A 16,684-nucleotide genomic window follows, 5' to 3' on the forward strand; every position below is an offset into this window, starting at 1 on the left:
ATCTATGAATGTTGACCCACGTTTTAATCAACAAACACCCCCTCCACTTGTTGTCATGACAGATTTGGATGGGACATTGCTGGATCACAATACATATTCTTATACACCAGCGATACCAGTATTAGCACGTCTCAAAGCAGCTGGTATTCCTTTGATTCTGAATACCAGCAAAACAGCCGCTGAACTTGAAGTGATACGCAAAGAGTTGGAAAACTCAGCCCCTTATGTCGTGGAAAATGGTTCGGCTGTTTTTATACCTGCTGAGTATTTTGATGGGGAATTGGAAAATCCTGCCCAGAAATCGGGATATTACATGCACGTTTTGGGGGCACTTCGTTCAGAAATTTTGGAATTGGTTCACAAAATTCGTATAGATAAAAAATTCCTGTTTACCGGATTTGCAGACATGGAAGTCTCTGAAGTCATTGCGCATACGGGCTTATCGGAAACAGACGCTATACTTGCAGCAACACGAGAATTCTCGGAACCACTAATCTGGCAAGACTCGGCACGTCAATTGCTTAACTTTGAAGCACTGATTGCCAATCATGGATTACGGCTGCTTAAAGGTGGCCGGTTTGTGCATGTGATTGGCGCGTGTGACAAAGGAAAATGTCTGCATTGGTTAAGGGAGCGTTTTACTAACTCGTGTGGTGCGCGACCTGCTTTTGTGGCACTCGGCGATAGCCAAAATGATGTCGCCATGTTGAACGCAGCAGACACTGCCGTCATCGTGCGCTCTTCCAAGCATGAACCACCGGTCCTTGAAAAGCGATCTTCAATCATCATAACTGAAGAAATTGGCCCACAAGGATGGGCTGATGCGTTAACCCAAATACTGGATGAAACACTTTCCTGATCATTCTGGTTTTGGCGCTCAAGCTTTGATTACGGAGGTCTGGTATGGGAGACTTTTACCAAAACGGTATCATTACAACACTACATAACCTTGCTTCACGTTCTAATGCAGAGATGGAAGCGGAATTGATCCGGTTTTCTGAAGTTCGCCCGATGAGCCTCGTGCTCCCCTGTCTGTACAGCGAACTCGAAGGACCGGCTCTCGATAAGATTGTCACAGAGCTGGCAAAAGTTGGTTATCTAAATGAGATCGTGATTGGTTTGGACCGGGCCGATGAATCGCAATACAAACACGCGATTGAATTTTTTAGTCGCCTGCCTCAGAATCATCGCATACTCTGGAATGATGGTCCTCGGCTCCAGGCAGTCAACAATATGCTACAAGAACAGGGACTGGCCCCGAAAGAGCTGGGGAAAGGTTGCAATGTCTGGTACTGTCTCGGCTATATTCTTGCACAGGGAACGACTTCTTCGGTAGCCTTACATGATTGTGATATTTTGACATACGATCGTAGCTTGCTCGCACGTTTAATTTATCCGGTTGCAAATCCCAGCTTCAACTATCAATTTTGTAAAGGTTATTACGCACGGGTCGCAGAGAGTAAGATGAATGGCCGGGTAACTCGATTATTAGTCACCCCCTTAATGCGCGCATTGAAAAAGATCCTGGGTTCATTAGATTATCTCGAATACCTGGATAGCTACCGTTACCCACTGGCGGGTGAATTTTCATTTCGCGTTGATGTGATTAATGATATTCGGATTCCCAGTGACTGGGGTCTGGAAATCGGAGTGCTCTCGGAAGTCAAACGTAATTTCTCAACAAACCGATTATGTCAGGTTGATATTGCCGACAAATATGATCATAAACATCAGAAGTTATCTGTTGAGGATGCACAAGCGGGTCTCTCTAAAATGTCTATCGATATTTCAAAAGGTATTTTTCGAAAGCTGGCCACCAACGGCGTTGTATTTTCGACTGAAACATTTCGTTCTATCAAAGCCACTTACTATCGAATTGCTCTGGACTTTATAGAAACCTATCGTAACGATGCCATAATTAATGGGTTAAAGTTTGATGTACACAACGAAGAAAAAGCGGTTGAATTATTCGCTGAAAATGTATTAAAGGCAGGGCTGCATTTCTTGGAAAACCCAATGGAAACCCCTTTCATCCCCAGTTGGAACCGTGTCCAAAGTGCAATTCCAGATATCTTCAGACATCTGTGTTACGCCGTTGATGATGACTACCGGGAGTTTTCCTGAAAACATGACCGACCCAGTTGAGCATTCTGCAATCAGTGAATATCGATTTCATATCGAAAACCATTTGCGCATCATTTATCCCGATCTCGATCATGCGGAGTTTGCTCAGTCACTGATTGATATTATGTGTCCTGACACTGGAGAATGCCGGACACCAGAAACACATCAAAATCACTGGACTCAACGCGACATCATCATGATTACTTATGGCGATAGTCTGCTCACGGAGGGGCAGCCGCCTTTGGAAACATTGCTGAACTTTGCAGAGACATTTCTGCAAGACACCATCAATGGAATTCATATCCTTCCATTTTTTCCTTATAGTTCCGATGATGGCTTTTCAATCATTGACTATCAACAAGTCAATGAGAAACTAGGCAACTGGAGCCATATCAATGCAATTGCTAAACAATTTCAATTGATGTCAGATCTTGTGATCAATCATTGTTCAAGCCAAAGTCGCTGGTTTGAACAGTTTAAACGGGGAAAGTCACCAGGCAAAAATTATTTCTTTTGTGCAACGCCAAAAGATGACATCTCTAAAGTAGTTCGTCCAAGAACAAACGAGCTATTACAATTGATAGAAACACCCGAAGGCCCTCGCTATGTATGGTGCACTTTCAGTCATGATCAAGTCGATTTGAATTTTGCAAATCCAGAATTACTAAAAGAAATTATCAAGATTATTAAATTGTATCTGGATCATGGTGTCAGAATTTTTCGACTGGATGCAATTGCCTTTATCTGGAAAATTCCAGGTACGAGCTGCTTAAGCTTACCAGAGACCCATGAAATTGTGCGATTATTACGAACGCTGATCCAATTTGTCTCACCGAAAGCGATTATCATTACTGAGACAAACATCCCAAATCGTGAAAATCTGGCTTACTTTGGGAACTCAAACGAAGCGCATGCGATCTATAATTTTTCTCTGCCTCCCCTGCTGGTCAACGCAATGCTACGTGGTAGTTGCCAGCATCTAAAAACATGGATGATGAGCATGCCCCCCGCACTGCATGGAACAACATACTTAAATTTTATTGCTTCGCATGACGGTATCGGACTCCGCCCTGCCGAAGGGTTAATGAGCGAAGAAGAAATCGGCGAAATGGTTTCTATGATGGAACAATTTGGTGGATTGACATCAATGCGTTCTCTCGCGGGTGGGGGCATGCGTCCTTATGAGATTAATATCTCCCTATTCGAAGCGATGAAAGGAACTCTGGACGGTGAAGATGAATGCCAGATCGAACGCTTTCTTTGCGCCCACGCAATTATGCTGGCTTTAGAAGGAATTCCCGCGATCTACATTCACAGTTTCCTCGGCACACGGAATGATCATACCGCTGTGGAACAGACAGGCCGTAGTCGTTCTATCAATCGTCATCGCTGGGATTATCAGCATCTTTTGAGCGTGCTTGAAGATGAATCATCAACACATTCACGAGTCTTTCAGGGACTTTGTCATCTGATAAATGTCCGCATCCGCCAACCAGCCTTTCATCCTAACGCAACTCAGTTTACTTTACACTTGGGAGATAGTGTATTTGCTTTCTGGCGTCAAAGTATGAATCGCCAACAGAGCATCTTTGCGATCAACAATATCACTAATAAGGAACAAATCATTCCCTTATCAGACATTAATTTGATTGGTACTGATTCATGGGTCGATCTGATCAGCGGTGAATTGTATTCAGACCTGCATGGTGACTTGGTTCTCAACCCATACCAGGTAATCTGGTTGACAAACTTATTAGACCACCATTAATATCGCTGACTTGTAACAACAGTCCTTCTATTGCTCTTCTGGTGGTTCGACTTGATTCTGAAAACAGAGCTCATAACCATCTGGATCTCTCAGAAAAAGCTGATTCATACCATAAAAAGCGACTTGTGGTGGTTCGAGCGAGAGTCCTTTTGATAAAAATTCCTCGTACATTGCCTGTGCATCACCGCAGTTGAAAAAGAGGCCTACTCCCTTGCTACGTTCATTAGCAGTTCCATCTTCATCGGGAACAGCCAATTGTAACATCAGGGCAGCATTCCCACGTTCGATCCGACACCAGGACAATGTACCTTCCGGCTCCCACGTGAGTTTGATATCAAAACCAAGCTGTTCAATATAAAAATCAACTGAGCGAGAGAGGTCATCGACAAATAAAAGTGGTACTAACTCCTGAAGATCTGAACTCGTACTCGCCATGAGAATGTCTACTTTCTAAAAAAATAAGAGTTGATCATCATAACGTGGAATGATGATTTTATACCAATCAAGATTGTTTCTAAAAGTGGATCAACAAGTCAGGATATCAAATTCTCGCCAAATGATTGTCTACATACTAGGAAAGCCAGAACGATATTTTTATGATCATTTTGAATGACTGTCAGTAGTTTTTTGCTGAAATAAACCATTCGACTCCTTTCAGATTTTCATTTTGAGCACTTCACTCGGGAATATTGACATGTTAACAAGTCTGCTTGTACCAATCATTTTGTCGGCGATTGCTTTATTTTTCGCCAGTTTCTTGTCATGGATGGTGTTCCAACTTCATCGAGATGATTGGAAAAAACTAGAAAAAGAAGATGAGTTTCTCAAAACCATGCAGGAACTGGATGTCCCATTGGGGAATTATATGTTTCCAGGTACAAATTCACCTAAGGAAATGAACAATGACGAATACAAACAAAAATGGGAAGCAGGCCCGTGTGGCGTAATGACAGTTTTTCCCAAAGTGAATATGGGAAAGAAACTGGGTCTGACTTTTGTGTATTTTCTGGTCATCAGCTTTGCGCTCGCTTATCTTTCAACGTTAGCGATCATTCCTGGCGCAGAATTCAAAACAGTTTTTCGATTCATATCAACAGCCGGCCTCTTCATTTTTTTATCGTCAAGTGTGCAACACGCAATCTGGTTTCATAACCGCATTATAGGACACGTCATTGAATCGATCATGTACGCTGTCATTGTAGGTTTGATTTTCGGATTTATGTGGCCCAGTGCTTAGTATTCACTTTTCCGCGAAAATAGTAATTGATCATTAAGGATTTAGAATATGAGTGGTTCCCTACCCTTGTCAGGTTCAAAGTTTCTGTTGTTTGTTGGTGATGATTACGAAGATCTTGAACTTTGGTATCCCAAACTTCGTCTGGAGGAAGCGGGTGCCAAAACGATCATGGCAGGTCTCGAATCAGGAAAAACCTATCTGGGGAAACATGGTTACCCTGCAGTCTCACAAGCAACAATCGACAGTATCAATTCGAGCGACTATCAGGGCGTCATCTGTGCGGGCGGGTGGATGCCTGACAAACTCCGGCGTTTTGAAAAGGTTTTGTCATTATTAAAGGAATTCCATACGAGTGAGAAACTGATTGCCGCCATCTGTCATGGAGGCTGGATGCCGATTTCAGCAGGGATTTACCATGGGGTCAAAGTCACTGGCTCACCAGGCATCAAAGATGATCTCATTAATGCAGGTGCCATCTGGGAAGATACTCCCGTTGTCATCGATCGGCATTTCGTTTCAAGTCGTCGACCAGGAGATCTGCCCGATTTTTGTAAAGGAATATTGGAAGTGCTGCTACAAGAAAAATGAATCCAACCGGAAGCTGATTTTCTCTATTTTCATATCGACATTTATTAATCGAATAATCGTTTTGCCTGTTTTTGAATCTCTTCGTTTGAATGTTCTATTAATAGTTTCTGAACAGTAGCGTCGATCATCTTTGTTGTAATTTTTTGCATTTGAGTTGCATTCAATAAGGCCCGCGCACGATTCTCCGTTCTGAGCAATGCTTCGAGAGCAAGCTTACGATTTCTTTGATTTAATTCTGGAACTGCATTGATCAAAAGTAGCGTTGATGCTTCGCAATCAATATCACCCAGCCCACTCACGGCTCCCATCTGTAACTCAGCCTGTTTAGAATTTGCGAGATATTTTTTTAATTGTGCTTTGCATGATTTAAAATCAAGCATCGCAATCATTCTAAGTGCGTCGTAGCGGGTACCTGATTTGATTTTTGGATCATCGGCCATCTTAACAGATTGCAACAACGCCTGTTTCCAGCGAGCAGCCAGTTTCGCGTCATCTTTTAAAATTGTTTCGATACGTGCGCGAGGCCAATCTCCGGCTATCGTGATTCCATTGATAATTCCTCCTCCAATCACAACAGCCTGCCAATGTTGCAAAGCCCCTCCCTTTTCAGGCAACGATGCTTCGAGTAACTTACGAATTTCATCAACCTGATTTCGTTTTCCTAATGCAATCGCTGTTCGCCAAATTTCAGGTATCTCGCGGTATTCATCAACTGTACCAACCTTGACACTGGCAACAAGCGACTTAATTTTTGCAACCGGGTCTACGGGAACCGTCTTTGGCTTCACTTCTACAGAACTAACGGGAACGGCTTGACTCAGGGTATCCGCTGGATGACTGGCAACGGAGATTTCAGAGAGAAAAACCCACCCTTTCTTACCTTGAAAATCAATACGGACAAAGCGAGACTGCTGTTGTGGAAGATTAATCTCAACAGTGCGGCCATCGATTCCATAAAGGCCTAAACCGTCAGGATGGTTATCAAATCCAGAAAATTTGAGATGGTTTCCATATTGCTCACCATTATTGCTGAAAGAAATCAAAACCGAAGCGGGGGCATGAATGGTGCCCGGCTCATGATTGACTCCATAGACAATTTTTAAAGAACGAATTGGTATTTTCTTTCCGAGATCAAAGTCGATACCTGGTTGAGGCTGTGTGCCGGCAAATCGGAACCCAACCCATTGACCATCATTAAATCGTGCTGATCCCGTTGACTGATTGACGAGCTTCGGCTTCTTCGGATCATCAGGATAAGTGGCATCAGGTTTCACGGCTCCGACATATTTGTATTTTATAGAAGAACTGTTTTCCTGAAGAAATACTAATAAATCTGCCATTGCTTCCAGTGAGATTTCACGTTCCAGGCCTTCTGGCATCAAAGATTTACCCGTATTCTGCAATTCTTCAAGTTGCGTTCTGAGAATCGTTTGCACTTTTCCTTTCTGGCCTTTCAAAGTGATGCTATTACTTTGCTCGGATACGAGAATCCCGGTATGAATCCTCCCTTCATCAGTCACAGCCAGATACGAGGCGTAGCGACCATCGACGGCTTTATTAGGATCTAATAACGATGTCAGCAAAAAGGATTTTGATTGATCCGTCAACGCAGCCAGATCTGGCCCTACCACATGACCTTTTCCATTTAAGCGATGGCAGGCAGCACACTGCTTCTCAAACACAACACTCCCACGTTGTATGTTTCCCTGCTTCAGATCAATTGATTGATATTGCTTAAGAATGGAAGCACGACTGGCACTGGTTGCTACAGAAAATATTTTCCTGGCACGCTGGCTGATCTCAGGGCTTTTGTGTTTAGTTAGTTTATCACGATTCGTTAAATCAATCTGAGCCGGTTGAATGAGTTTCTGTTCGATGCTCTTTAATAATTCAATAGTGGTATTCTCTCGTGAAAGCAATTGGTCAAGCACTTCAACTCGCAATGCAGGGGTATACTGTTTCCAGTTTTTGAGGACAGTTTGTATGGCAGAAGAATTCTGTGTATTGATCAAATTGCGCAGAGCAGCAACTTGAATCTTTAGAGGAGTTTGAGGGGAAAGCAAGTCCGAAATCAATCCAATATCTTTCAGACTCTGACCTGCGCTCATTACGAATTCTATCGCACCAATCCGATATTTCTCATGACTCTGATGATCTGATATTAACTGGCTGGCACGCTCGCGTAATAGCTGCACTTGCTGATGAACAGCCGCATCTTCATTGACTTTCTCGTGATTGAGCCCCCTTAAGATCTGCGAAAGAGAATCCCATTCCCATAATTGAAGCTCCTGATTTTTCTCAGTACCTTCTAACAGGCTCTCTAAAATCGTTTTCAGTGCCGCTTTATCCTTTGTGGCGATCGCCATCGCCAATAGCGCTTCGTAAACCGGTAACAATTTTGGTTTACTGCTGATTTGGGGAATCAGAACTGTAATCGCGGGTGCTAAGCGATCTGGTTCGAAACTCGTCAGTACTGCCGACCTGATATATACATTTGCAGAATGGTCTCTCATTAATTTTAACAAACCTTGTGTCGCTACGTCCCCTTTTAATTCACCTAACGAGTAAGCCAATTGTAAGATTACCGATAAATTTCTCTCATCCTTAGTTCGCTCCAGAACGGCATTTGCCAATTCATTTGACTTGTTCAAGAACGGTTCTGATAAACGAACAACTTCTCTGCGAACACCTGCAGCAGGATCATTAATCCGTGACAATAACAAATCTGAATCTAATGCCTGTAGTCCTTCCAAAGTGCTTAATGCTTGTACTCGGGACTCTGGTAAGCCTGCATTTACTGCAATAGATTTGATGATTGGAATTGTTTCCGAAGCAGATCGCAGAAGCAGTTCCTGCTGTACCATATCACGTAAGATACCATTACTTGACTTCAACAGATTCGCTAATTCTACTGAAGATAGCTTTTTGAGATTCGGTGCAGGTATCCGTTGTTGATCTTTGCGACTGATTCGATAGATTCTGCCTCGCGTCTCGCCAGCTCGTACGTTGAGTTTGGAGACTGCTTCGGGGGAAAGCCACTTCGGGTGTTCAATTAAATAGCGGTACATGTCAACGATCATTAACGATCCATCAGGGCTCATGCGCGCCTGTACGGGACGAAACCAGTTATCGGTAGAAGTCAAAAAATCACGATCTTGCTCTTCCGCAGCACGCTCACCTGCAAAACTGACACCTTTCGGATGAACTAACATCCGATGTACTAACTGATTGACAGGTTCACAAAGGAAAGCATTACCATAGAAATCATCCCCCAGTTTACGGTCACGATAGAGTCCCAGACCACAGACTGATGTAGGACGTCCGCGTGGTCCGCTTAAATGGAATTGCACCAGTTCCCCCACAGGAAAGAGCTCACTCCGATGACTCCCCTGAGGAACGGAGACTTCTGGCGGAGGAGAAACGACAAACGGATTCTTTCGAAAATATGATTCAGTCACTGGATAATGCAAACAGAGACTCCCGTTACGGCAGCCAAACCAGTTTCCCCAGTCGTCTCGAACCCGCCCCTGTTGAGAACGTCCACTCACGGGTTCCAATTCTCCCGTCTCCGGCTGAAAGCGAAAATCGCGATTCGTAACATTGACGGTCTGACCATTGAACGACTTTATGATCCCGCCGAATAAACCACCAGAAGCATAGACCCAGTTATCAAGTCCGGGAACCAAGCTGTTGACGCGTGCTTGAAAATTGTGTGTTGCAAACCCGGTTAAGATTTTACGCTGAAGGTCAGCTTTTCCATCGCCGTTTGTATCTTCCGCATAGATCACATCGGGCGCGGCACAAACCAGAACTCCTTTTTTCCAAACCATTAACCCGGTAGGAAAAGCAAGCCCTTCTAAAAAAACAGTGGCTTTGTCGTAGACTCCATCTTGATCCACGTCTTCCAGATACTTGACGACCCCTCCCGGTTTCATTTTCCCATCAATACCAAGTGGATAATCACGCATCTCGACAACCCAAAGCTTTCCATCGGGGCCGAACTCAATTGCGACGGGGTCAATCACAAGAGGCTCTGCGGCTACAACTTCTACCTTAAGATTATCTGCATAATTCATACGGGAGATCGATTCGGCAGGACTCAAAGGTCGTTTACCTCCAGTTTGGCTGACATCCACTTCTGCGCGAAATGAAGCTGGTAGCTGCCGATCAACTTCGCCTAGAATTTTTTTCTCTAAACCTGGCGCAAGTGGCGCTGGTAAATCATACCAGACCATCGCGTTCCGACCCTCATAGCCACCTTCCTGTAAAACACGTTCGGACGGAATGTAACAAGGCACATCGTTCGAATAAGCCGTAACCCAAATTTTTTCTCCATGCTTTTGTTTAAGCGCCAGAGAATAATCAACAACCACTTCACCACCCAGAAAAACCATAGCCAGGTCATTACCAAAGACCCAAGAGGTCACTGGACAAACAATTTTGTCAGTTAAAGCCTGCCCCTGTTTGAGCCGTCGAAGGTTCTTACGCGCAAAGTATCCTGTGATTCCTTTTTTATTTTTCTGATCTTCCCATTCTTGTCGTGTTGGAGGGGTATCTAATGGAAGCACCAAATCTTTATTCGTAGCGATGAGATTTCCTGAAATTCTAGTCAATTCTGTTTTGAAGCGTTGCCTTACACCTTTTGCAATAACTTGACCATTTACCCGTGCGGCTCCTTGATCATCACCTCTATATTTTGGATTCTGATCAGCGCCACAACCGATTACTACCATTCCCATACAGCCTGGAGTATCTGATTCAATCCCCTCGACGGCACACCCAGCCCAATCACCAGACATAAAAGGTACTCCTCCCAACGTCGTACAATGACAGGCATAATTTACCAGAATCGCTCGTGATTGCCCTTCAATGCTTTTCACATGTAGAATTGGTAGACTATGATCTTTAGGACCTGTAATCATCCGACGGTTTTTAGCAAAGTCTGCAACACTTATTCCCCATTCTAATATAGAAGGCTGAGCGTCTTTAATCGCATTCTCTGCAACCTGAACGAGTGAGGTAACGAGTTCGTGAGTGTATCGATCAATACGGGCTAATTCCTCTGGTGAAAGATCCTTCATATACAAATTATGCAGGACTCCATTGAGCATCGGAGCGGAATGCGTATGTGTGGAACTGATCACAAGATTTTCAGCATTAACTTTGTATTTCTGTTTCAGATTCGCGACAACCGCTTTCGTGACTGATGCAGGGACCCCACAATTATCGACAGCGATCAGAACATGTGGTTGCCCCTGCTCATTTTTAACTGCGATCGCACGGGCCCACAACTGCTGCTCCACGCGCGAAATCAACTCGGTACTGCGTGATGCGTAACCACTCAGCAATACAGGATATTCTGGAGTGATATCAATCTTGGCGACACCTACCAAGTAAGCGCTTTGTTTTTCTGCATATAAGCCGGAAATGAAACCAGATAGTAAAATTGCTACTACAAAAAAACGGGTTACAGTCATCTTCAACATTTTAGTCTCCCCAACAGACGTTGAACCAGTAGCGCATCAATCGAGTTGAAAAACAAAAAAAGCATCGAGAATTATTGTTTCCAAAAGACTCATTCGTCTATCATTTTATGAATTCGAATCTTCAGTGTACCTGCTCAGTTCACTCAGAATCAATCCAGTACTGCGACAGTATCTTTCGAAATTGCGACAACCCGAAACACGATCATGCCACACCGTACACCACAAGTAGCTATTTTTATTGAAACATCAAAAACATTTGGTCGTGGGATTCTGCAAGGCATTTCGACCTATTCACGCACACATGGACCCTGGTCTATTTTTATCGATGAGTGGGGACCTGCGAGTTCACTTCCCGATTGGATCAAGGATTGGGATGGAGACGGAATTATCGCCAGAGTTCGCTCTCAACAGATGGCAGATCGCTTAAAACAAGCTGGTGTTCCCATTGTTGACACACTGCATCAGATATCCAATTCTGACCTTCCCGGTGTCTATTCAGATGATATGGCTATCGCGGAACTGGCTTTTGAACATTTGCACGATCGTCACTTGAGACATTTTGCGTTTGTAGGTGTTGAAAGATCTAACTGGTCGCTCAGACGTAGTGTCGCCTTTACCGATCTAGTAAAACGACGTGGATTCGAATGTGAACTTTATTCACCACTTTCCCGTAGGCGTTTTGTCGAAAGTTGGAATGGAGGCCAGGAAGACTTGGGAGACTGGTTGGAATCGCTTCCTAAACCAATAGGTTTAATGGCTGCACATGATCTTCGCGCGCTATGCGTTCTAGATGCCTGCAGTCGTCGAAACATTGCTGTCCCTGAACAAGTTGCCGTAGTTGGCGTAGATAATGATGATGTATTCTGTGAAGTGATTGATCCTCACCTCACCAGTATCTCTCATCAGTCAGAACAAATTGGTTACGAAGCTGCTTCGCTCCTCGATCATTTAATGAAAGGAAAAACCACGCCGAGTTCTCCTTTGCTGCTTCCCCCTAGAATTCTGGTTCCACGCAGGTCGACCGACATCATTGCTGTGAACGATCTCGCAATTGCTTCTGCTTTGGAATTTATCAGACGCAATGCATGTTCAGAAATAAACGTCACATTAATTTCGCAACATGTGAATCTTACTAGGCGTTCTTTGGAACGCCGTTTTATGAAGTTGGTTGGTAAAACACCTCATCAATTAATCGCGGAAGAGCGGCTTCGTCGAGTAAAACAACTTTTAATCGATACAGATTTTACTCTGGAAAAAATTGCATCAATGGCGGGAATTTCGAGCGCTGCCTATTTGAGTGTCGTGATCAAAGAACATGAAAATTGCACGCCTAATGAGTTCCGTCAAAGAGCAACTCATTAAATGAGACAGGAATCCATTTTTCTTTCTCAATAATAAGTTGGTATATTTTTTTCCTTAACCGAATGAAAATTGGATTAATCTTATCTATCATTTTTATCAAACTATAAAACACAAGTCATGCAAAGACCTTGCAGCCTATTGACTCTTCAATAGTTTACTCATAAAATAGCGAGCCTTACGATCCACTTGTAAGGGGTTAAGATGCCACAAACAAACTTGCGCCAAGAGCTTAGAAAAAGACAACCTTTCGACTCCCTTGAACAGGAAGCCGTTCTGAATATCTTGCGAACAAGCGACATCTTTCATAATCAATTCGGAAGACTTTTTAGAGAGTATGGCTTGACACCCTCTCAATACAATGTACTTCGCATACTGCGTGGGGAAGGCAAACCGATGCCTTCTCTGGAAATCGCTGATCGAATGGTACAAGTTGTCCCCGCAATCACCGGTCTGATAGATCGCCTCCAGGCTCAGAAACTTGTAAACCGAAAACGCTGTACTGCGGATCGACGGGTGGTATTTATTGAAATCACCTCTAAAGCATTGGAGCTGTTGAAAGAACTTGATGAACCTGACCGAAATTTACACCGTAAACTCATCGGACATTTAAGTTCGGATGAACTCGCTGAACTATCTCGGCTACTGGAAAAAGCACGTACCTCTTTAGTCTCCTGTAATACTTGACTCCTGTGTTCCGCTCTGTATCAGTCTCGATAAGAATACCTATTCAAACTCTCCCTCCAGATTTCCTAATACAATGATCTCGCTGGTATCTTTTACCAAAAGGGAACTTTCAAATGAGCAAAGTGTCCCAAGTAATAACTAATGAACAAACAGTGGCCACATCTCACCCCTGCCAGATTTAAAAAAAGATTCTTTAAAAGACAATCATATTTTTTAAAATTAATTTTCAAATGAATATAACTTCAAATTGACCCTATACTTTCGCATGTAATTTCAATAGTGAAACGAATAAATCAAAGTCGTCTTATCTCTATAAAAAAATATTATTTCATTCTGAATATGGATCGAGTAAATTAGTATATATAATGATTCTCATTGATTATTCTGACTTGGAAAACGATGGTCAGTAATACCATCCAGAAAGAATCTTTATAATTGAACATAATACGTGAACATGGCGACATGGAGCTGAATAAAAGATGGAGCATGTATGTATCCATTGTCTAAGGAAAAGCTAAATGAATTACGGCTCCGAATGGCCATCAACACATATTTCTCTCTTAAATCGAGTACGAGTACCTACCGACTCCGAAGCGTGGAAAGAATTTGTCAACATTTATGGTCCACTCATTTATAACTACTGTCGAAAATCCAGATTAAACGACAGTGATTCGGAAGATGTTTGCCAGGATGTGTTTCGCCAAATCAGCTCTTCCCTTCATACTTTTGAGTATAATCAAAAATTAGGACGCTTCAGGTCTTGGCTGGGTACGGTCACTTATCATGAAATTTGTCGATTCTTCAAAAAAAATCAACGCTTTCAAAATCAGATCGGTTCAAACGGACTTCAAGAAATAATCTACGAGCAACCAGGAGAGATTGACGCGGTTTGGTCTGATGAATTTTGTAGTCATATCTATAAGGCAGCGTTGGAAAATATCCGACCTGAATTTGACGATAAAACCTGGAAGGCTTTTGAACTTACATGGATTAAAGACAGGTCTCCCAAAGACACTGCGGTCGAGCTTGAAACAGAGATTCCCCGGGTCTACAAAGCTAAGTTTCTTGTTCAAAGAAAGTTAAAGGAAGAAATTCAACGCCTCTCGTTTGATAGTGTTGTATTTCAGAAATAGAGAATAACTTGAGTCTTTCATGGATAAGTGCATCTCAGATAATTTGTTGCTACAGTATCTCCTGAATGACTTAGATACAGATACGTGTGAGCTTGTAAGAGCCCATCTAAATGAGTGTCCCAGTTGCCAAAAAAGAACGGAGATTTATTCTGAGGATAGCGAACTGAAACAATGGCAGGAATGCCATCTACGAAGCCAAAATGGTGATGACTCAAAAAATCATCCGTTTTCTCAAGACAAATTAGATCGCTTATTTAACTCTACTGTATCATCTATCCAACAATCAAAGACTACAGTTGCAAAAAGTGTTCGGCCCTCCAGTCATAACAGCAGCATCCTTTTACGGAAAGAACCTGAGCCCCCCCCGATACGAGTTATCGGGCAGTACCAACTAATCAAAAAAATTGGTCAGGGAGGAATGGGTGTAGTCTATGAGTCAGTTCACTCAAGATTGAAAAAACAAGTTGTCCTTAAACTACTTTTGAACAAAGACTGGGAAAATACTGACCAGACTCAGAGATTCTACCGCGAAATGGAACTGATTGGTCAGTTAGATCATCCCAACATTGTTAAGGCAACAGATGCAGGAGAAGCTGATGACACCTGTTTTCTAGTTATGGAATATCTGGATGGCCATGACTTAAAAACAATTCTCAAACAGGAAGGTCCTTTGTCAATAACAGCTGCCTGTTCAATATTAAGGCAAGCCGCCAACGGACTCCAATATATTCACAATCATGATTTGATTCACAGAGACATCAAACCGTCTAATCTTTTTTTAACCACTGATGGACAAGTTAAAATTCTCGACCTGGGATTAGCTGGACTGCGACATGCTGGCTCTTCTCTGGATGATTTAACCGACACGAATTGTATCATGGGTAGTGCCTACTACATGGCTCCAGAGCAGGCTCAAAGTATTAAAACGATTGATCAACGTTCCGACATCTATAGCTTGGGTTGCACATTTTATCAACTATTAACAGGTCAAGTTCCATTCAGAAGAGAAACACCCGTTGAAACCATCATCGCACATCGAGAAGATTCGGTACCTCGTTTAGCTGATCAGCTCCCGGAGATTCCTGTGCTACTGGAAGAATTATTTCAATCGATGGCAAAAAAAAATCCGGATGACAGAATTCAAACGATGGCTGAAGTCGTTAAGATACTCGACGAATTTCTAAACCAAAAAAGTGAATTACCACTTAACGAAACATCGGATACGTATTTGACTGAAAGCCAAGAGCTGAAAGAACTATGCCTTAAGACCGTGCTAACACCTCCCGTTGAAGCACAGAAATACTATTCCAGTACACAATACCAACCTACTCAACGCATTCTGAAATATAAAAAAATTATTATTATTGCGTCAATAATAATAATGACTGGAATTCTAACACTTGGAATTCAATATATCTCACGCACCAATCACACTACTAATACTAAGCTTAAATCCTCTACTGCGATCCCGAATGATCGACAACCGGAAAAAGAAAATCCCAAATCTATTCCAGCTCCGGGACTAACTTCAACTCAAGCGAAAATTGAAAGAGACGTGGCTAATTGGGCATTGGACCACGGTTGCGAAATAAATATTGTAGTACCATATGGAGAAGAATACCCAACAATAGAACAAAAGAAATCATTGCCAAATGAAGACTTTTATGTGAAGATCATTGCGTTTAAAAAAATTCAGATGATAACTCAAGAGAAATTGAGTCGACTATCTGGCCTTACTAATCTATACGAGCTTCAGTTAAACGACAACCCTATAGAAGACGATGCACTTGCTGCGGTTAGTGGTTTAACTTCACTCCAAAAACTTGATCTACATGCTTCTGGAATCACTGACAAAGGGTTATCTCACATAAGCAATCTTAAAAATTTGACAAATCTGTCACTTCAAATAAATTCAAATATTACGGACGAAGGTTTGCAAGTTATAAATCAGTTAAAAAATTTGGTGTCACTAAATCTTGCGAAAACGAATATTTCAGATGAAGGTCTTATATTTATTCAAAACAATCAAAAAATTGATTGGTTAAATATTGAAGGAACGAAAGTAAGTGATGAGTCAGTTAAACACCTCAAAAAACTCATTCTCTTAGAACATCTTTTCGTAAAAGGCTCAAAAATATCCAAGGCGGGAATCAAAGAAATCAATGATTTCTTTAAGAAAAGAAACCATTTACCATTTTATATTAATCCCACACCCTAATAATCGATATTTGTACCCACTGAGCATTCACTACGTTCACACTTCGATACGATTTTCATAATCTAAACTCTCTTTTACTGTGAA

General features: G+C 42.4%; 11 protein-coding genes. 9 read left to right on the top strand and 2 right to left on the bottom strand.

The window, feature by feature from the left end; genetic code table 11:
- Positions 1-4: 4 nt before the first annotated feature.
- The 3 genes from V144x_RS20590 to V144x_RS20600 are packed head-to-tail and all read left to right on the top strand — an operon-like array spanning position 5 to position 3,892.
- Positions 5-859: an HAD-IIB family hydrolase gene (locus V144x_RS20590; protein WP_144987686.1), complete on the top strand. Its 855-nt coding sequence runs from the start codon at positions 5-7 to the stop codon at positions 857-859.
- Positions 860-903: 44 nt separating this feature from the next.
- Positions 904-2,124: a glycosyltransferase family protein gene (locus V144x_RS20595; RefSeq protein ID WP_144987688.1), complete on the top strand. Its 1,221-nt coding sequence runs from the start codon at positions 904-906 to the stop codon at positions 2,122-2,124.
- Between the two features lie 4 nt (positions 2,125-2,128).
- Positions 2,129-3,892: a sugar phosphorylase gene (locus V144x_RS20600; RefSeq protein WP_144987690.1), complete on the top strand. Its 1,764-nt coding sequence runs from the start codon at positions 2,129-2,131 to the stop codon at positions 3,890-3,892.
- A 27-nt stretch (positions 3,893-3,919) separates the two neighbouring features.
- On the opposite strand, the gene V144x_RS20605 is transcribed toward V144x_RS20600, so the two are convergent.
- Entirely contained in the window at positions 3,920-4,327 is a 408-nt protein-coding gene (locus tag V144x_RS20605) for a VOC family protein (RefSeq protein WP_144987692.1), read from the bottom strand.
- Positions 4,328-4,586: 259 nt separating this feature from the next.
- On the opposite strand from V144x_RS20605, the gene V144x_RS20610 reads away from it, so the two are divergent.
- Positions 4,587-5,129 carry a hypothetical protein gene (locus V144x_RS20610; RefSeq protein WP_144987694.1) on the top strand — a complete coding sequence of 181 codons (543 nt, stop codon included), beginning with the start codon at positions 4,587-4,589 and terminating at the stop codon, positions 5,127-5,129.
- Between the two features lie 48 nt (positions 5,130-5,177).
- On the top strand, positions 5,178-5,717 hold the full coding sequence (locus V144x_RS20615) for a type 1 glutamine amidotransferase domain-containing protein (RefSeq protein ID WP_144987696.1): 540 nt from the start codon (positions 5,178-5,180) through the stop codon (positions 5,715-5,717).
- Positions 5,718-5,761: 44 nt separating this feature from the next.
- Here the strand turns inward: V144x_RS20615 and V144x_RS20620 are convergent, their stop codons facing one another.
- On the bottom strand, positions 5,762-11,203 hold the full coding sequence (locus V144x_RS20620; protein WP_144987698.1) for a neutral/alkaline non-lysosomal ceramidase N-terminal domain-containing protein: 5,442 nt from the start codon (positions 11,201-11,203) through the stop codon (positions 5,762-5,764).
- A gap of 204 nt (positions 11,204-11,407) precedes the next feature.
- Between V144x_RS20620 and V144x_RS20625 the strand changes: the two genes are divergently transcribed.
- The 4 genes from V144x_RS20625 (at position 11,408) to V144x_RS20640 (ending at position 16,600) form a co-directional block, all read left to right on the top strand.
- Positions 11,408-12,565 carry a XylR family transcriptional regulator gene (locus V144x_RS20625; RefSeq protein ID WP_144987699.1) on the top strand — a complete coding sequence of 386 codons (1,158 nt, stop codon included), beginning with the start codon at positions 11,408-11,410 and terminating at the stop codon, positions 12,563-12,565.
- Between the two features lie 201 nt (positions 12,566-12,766).
- Positions 12,767-13,249 carry a MarR family winged helix-turn-helix transcriptional regulator gene (locus V144x_RS20630; protein ID WP_144987701.1) on the top strand — a complete coding sequence of 161 codons (483 nt, stop codon included), beginning with the start codon at positions 12,767-12,769 and terminating at the stop codon, positions 13,247-13,249.
- Between the two features lie 518 nt (positions 13,250-13,767).
- Entirely contained in the window at positions 13,768-14,382 is a 615-nt protein-coding gene (locus V144x_RS20635) for a sigma-70 family RNA polymerase sigma factor (RefSeq protein ID WP_144987703.1), read from the top strand.
- Between the two features lie 19 nt (positions 14,383-14,401).
- Complete coding sequence (locus tag V144x_RS20640) at positions 14,402-16,600, top strand: serine/threonine-protein kinase (protein WP_144987705.1); 2,199 nt, start codon at positions 14,402-14,404, stop codon at positions 16,598-16,600.
- The last annotated feature ends 84 nt before the right edge of the window (positions 16,601-16,684 follow it).

It is taken from the genome of Gimesia aquarii, from assembly GCF_007748195.1.
In the GTDB taxonomy this organism is placed as follows: Bacteria; Planctomycetota; Planctomycetia; order Planctomycetales; family Planctomycetaceae; genus Gimesia; species Gimesia aquarii.

Coding starts and splice junctions, on each gene's coding strand:
- V144x_RS20595 (WP_144987688.1), top strand. CDS start 904: ATGGGAGACTTTTACCAAAACGGTATCATTACAACACTACATAACCTT.
- V144x_RS20630 (WP_144987701.1), top strand. CDS start 12,767: ATGCCACAAACAAACTTGCGCCAAGAGCTTAGAAAAAGACAACCTTTC.
- V144x_RS20620 (WP_144987698.1), bottom strand. CDS start 11,203: ATGTTGAAGATGACTGTAACCCGTTTTTTTGTAGTAGCAATTTTACTA.
- V144x_RS20640 (WP_144987705.1), top strand. CDS start 14,402: ATGGATAAGTGCATCTCAGATAATTTGTTGCTACAGTATCTCCTGAAT.
- V144x_RS20625 (WP_144987699.1), top strand. CDS start 11,408: ATGCCACACCGTACACCACAAGTAGCTATTTTTATTGAAACATCAAAA.
- V144x_RS20615 (WP_144987696.1), top strand. CDS start 5,178: ATGAGTGGTTCCCTACCCTTGTCAGGTTCAAAGTTTCTGTTGTTTGTT.
- V144x_RS20635 (WP_144987703.1), top strand. CDS start 13,768: ATGAATTACGGCTCCGAATGGCCATCAACACATATTTCTCTCTTAAAT.
- V144x_RS20600 (WP_144987690.1), top strand. CDS start 2,129: ATGACCGACCCAGTTGAGCATTCTGCAATCAGTGAATATCGATTTCAT.
- V144x_RS20605 (WP_144987692.1), bottom strand. CDS start 4,327: ATGGCGAGTACGAGTTCAGATCTTCAGGAGTTAGTACCACTTTTATTT.
- V144x_RS20590 (WP_144987686.1), top strand. CDS start 5: ATGAATGTTGACCCACGTTTTAATCAACAAACACCCCCTCCACTTGTT.
- V144x_RS20610 (WP_144987694.1), top strand. CDS start 4,587: ATGTTAACAAGTCTGCTTGTACCAATCATTTTGTCGGCGATTGCTTTA.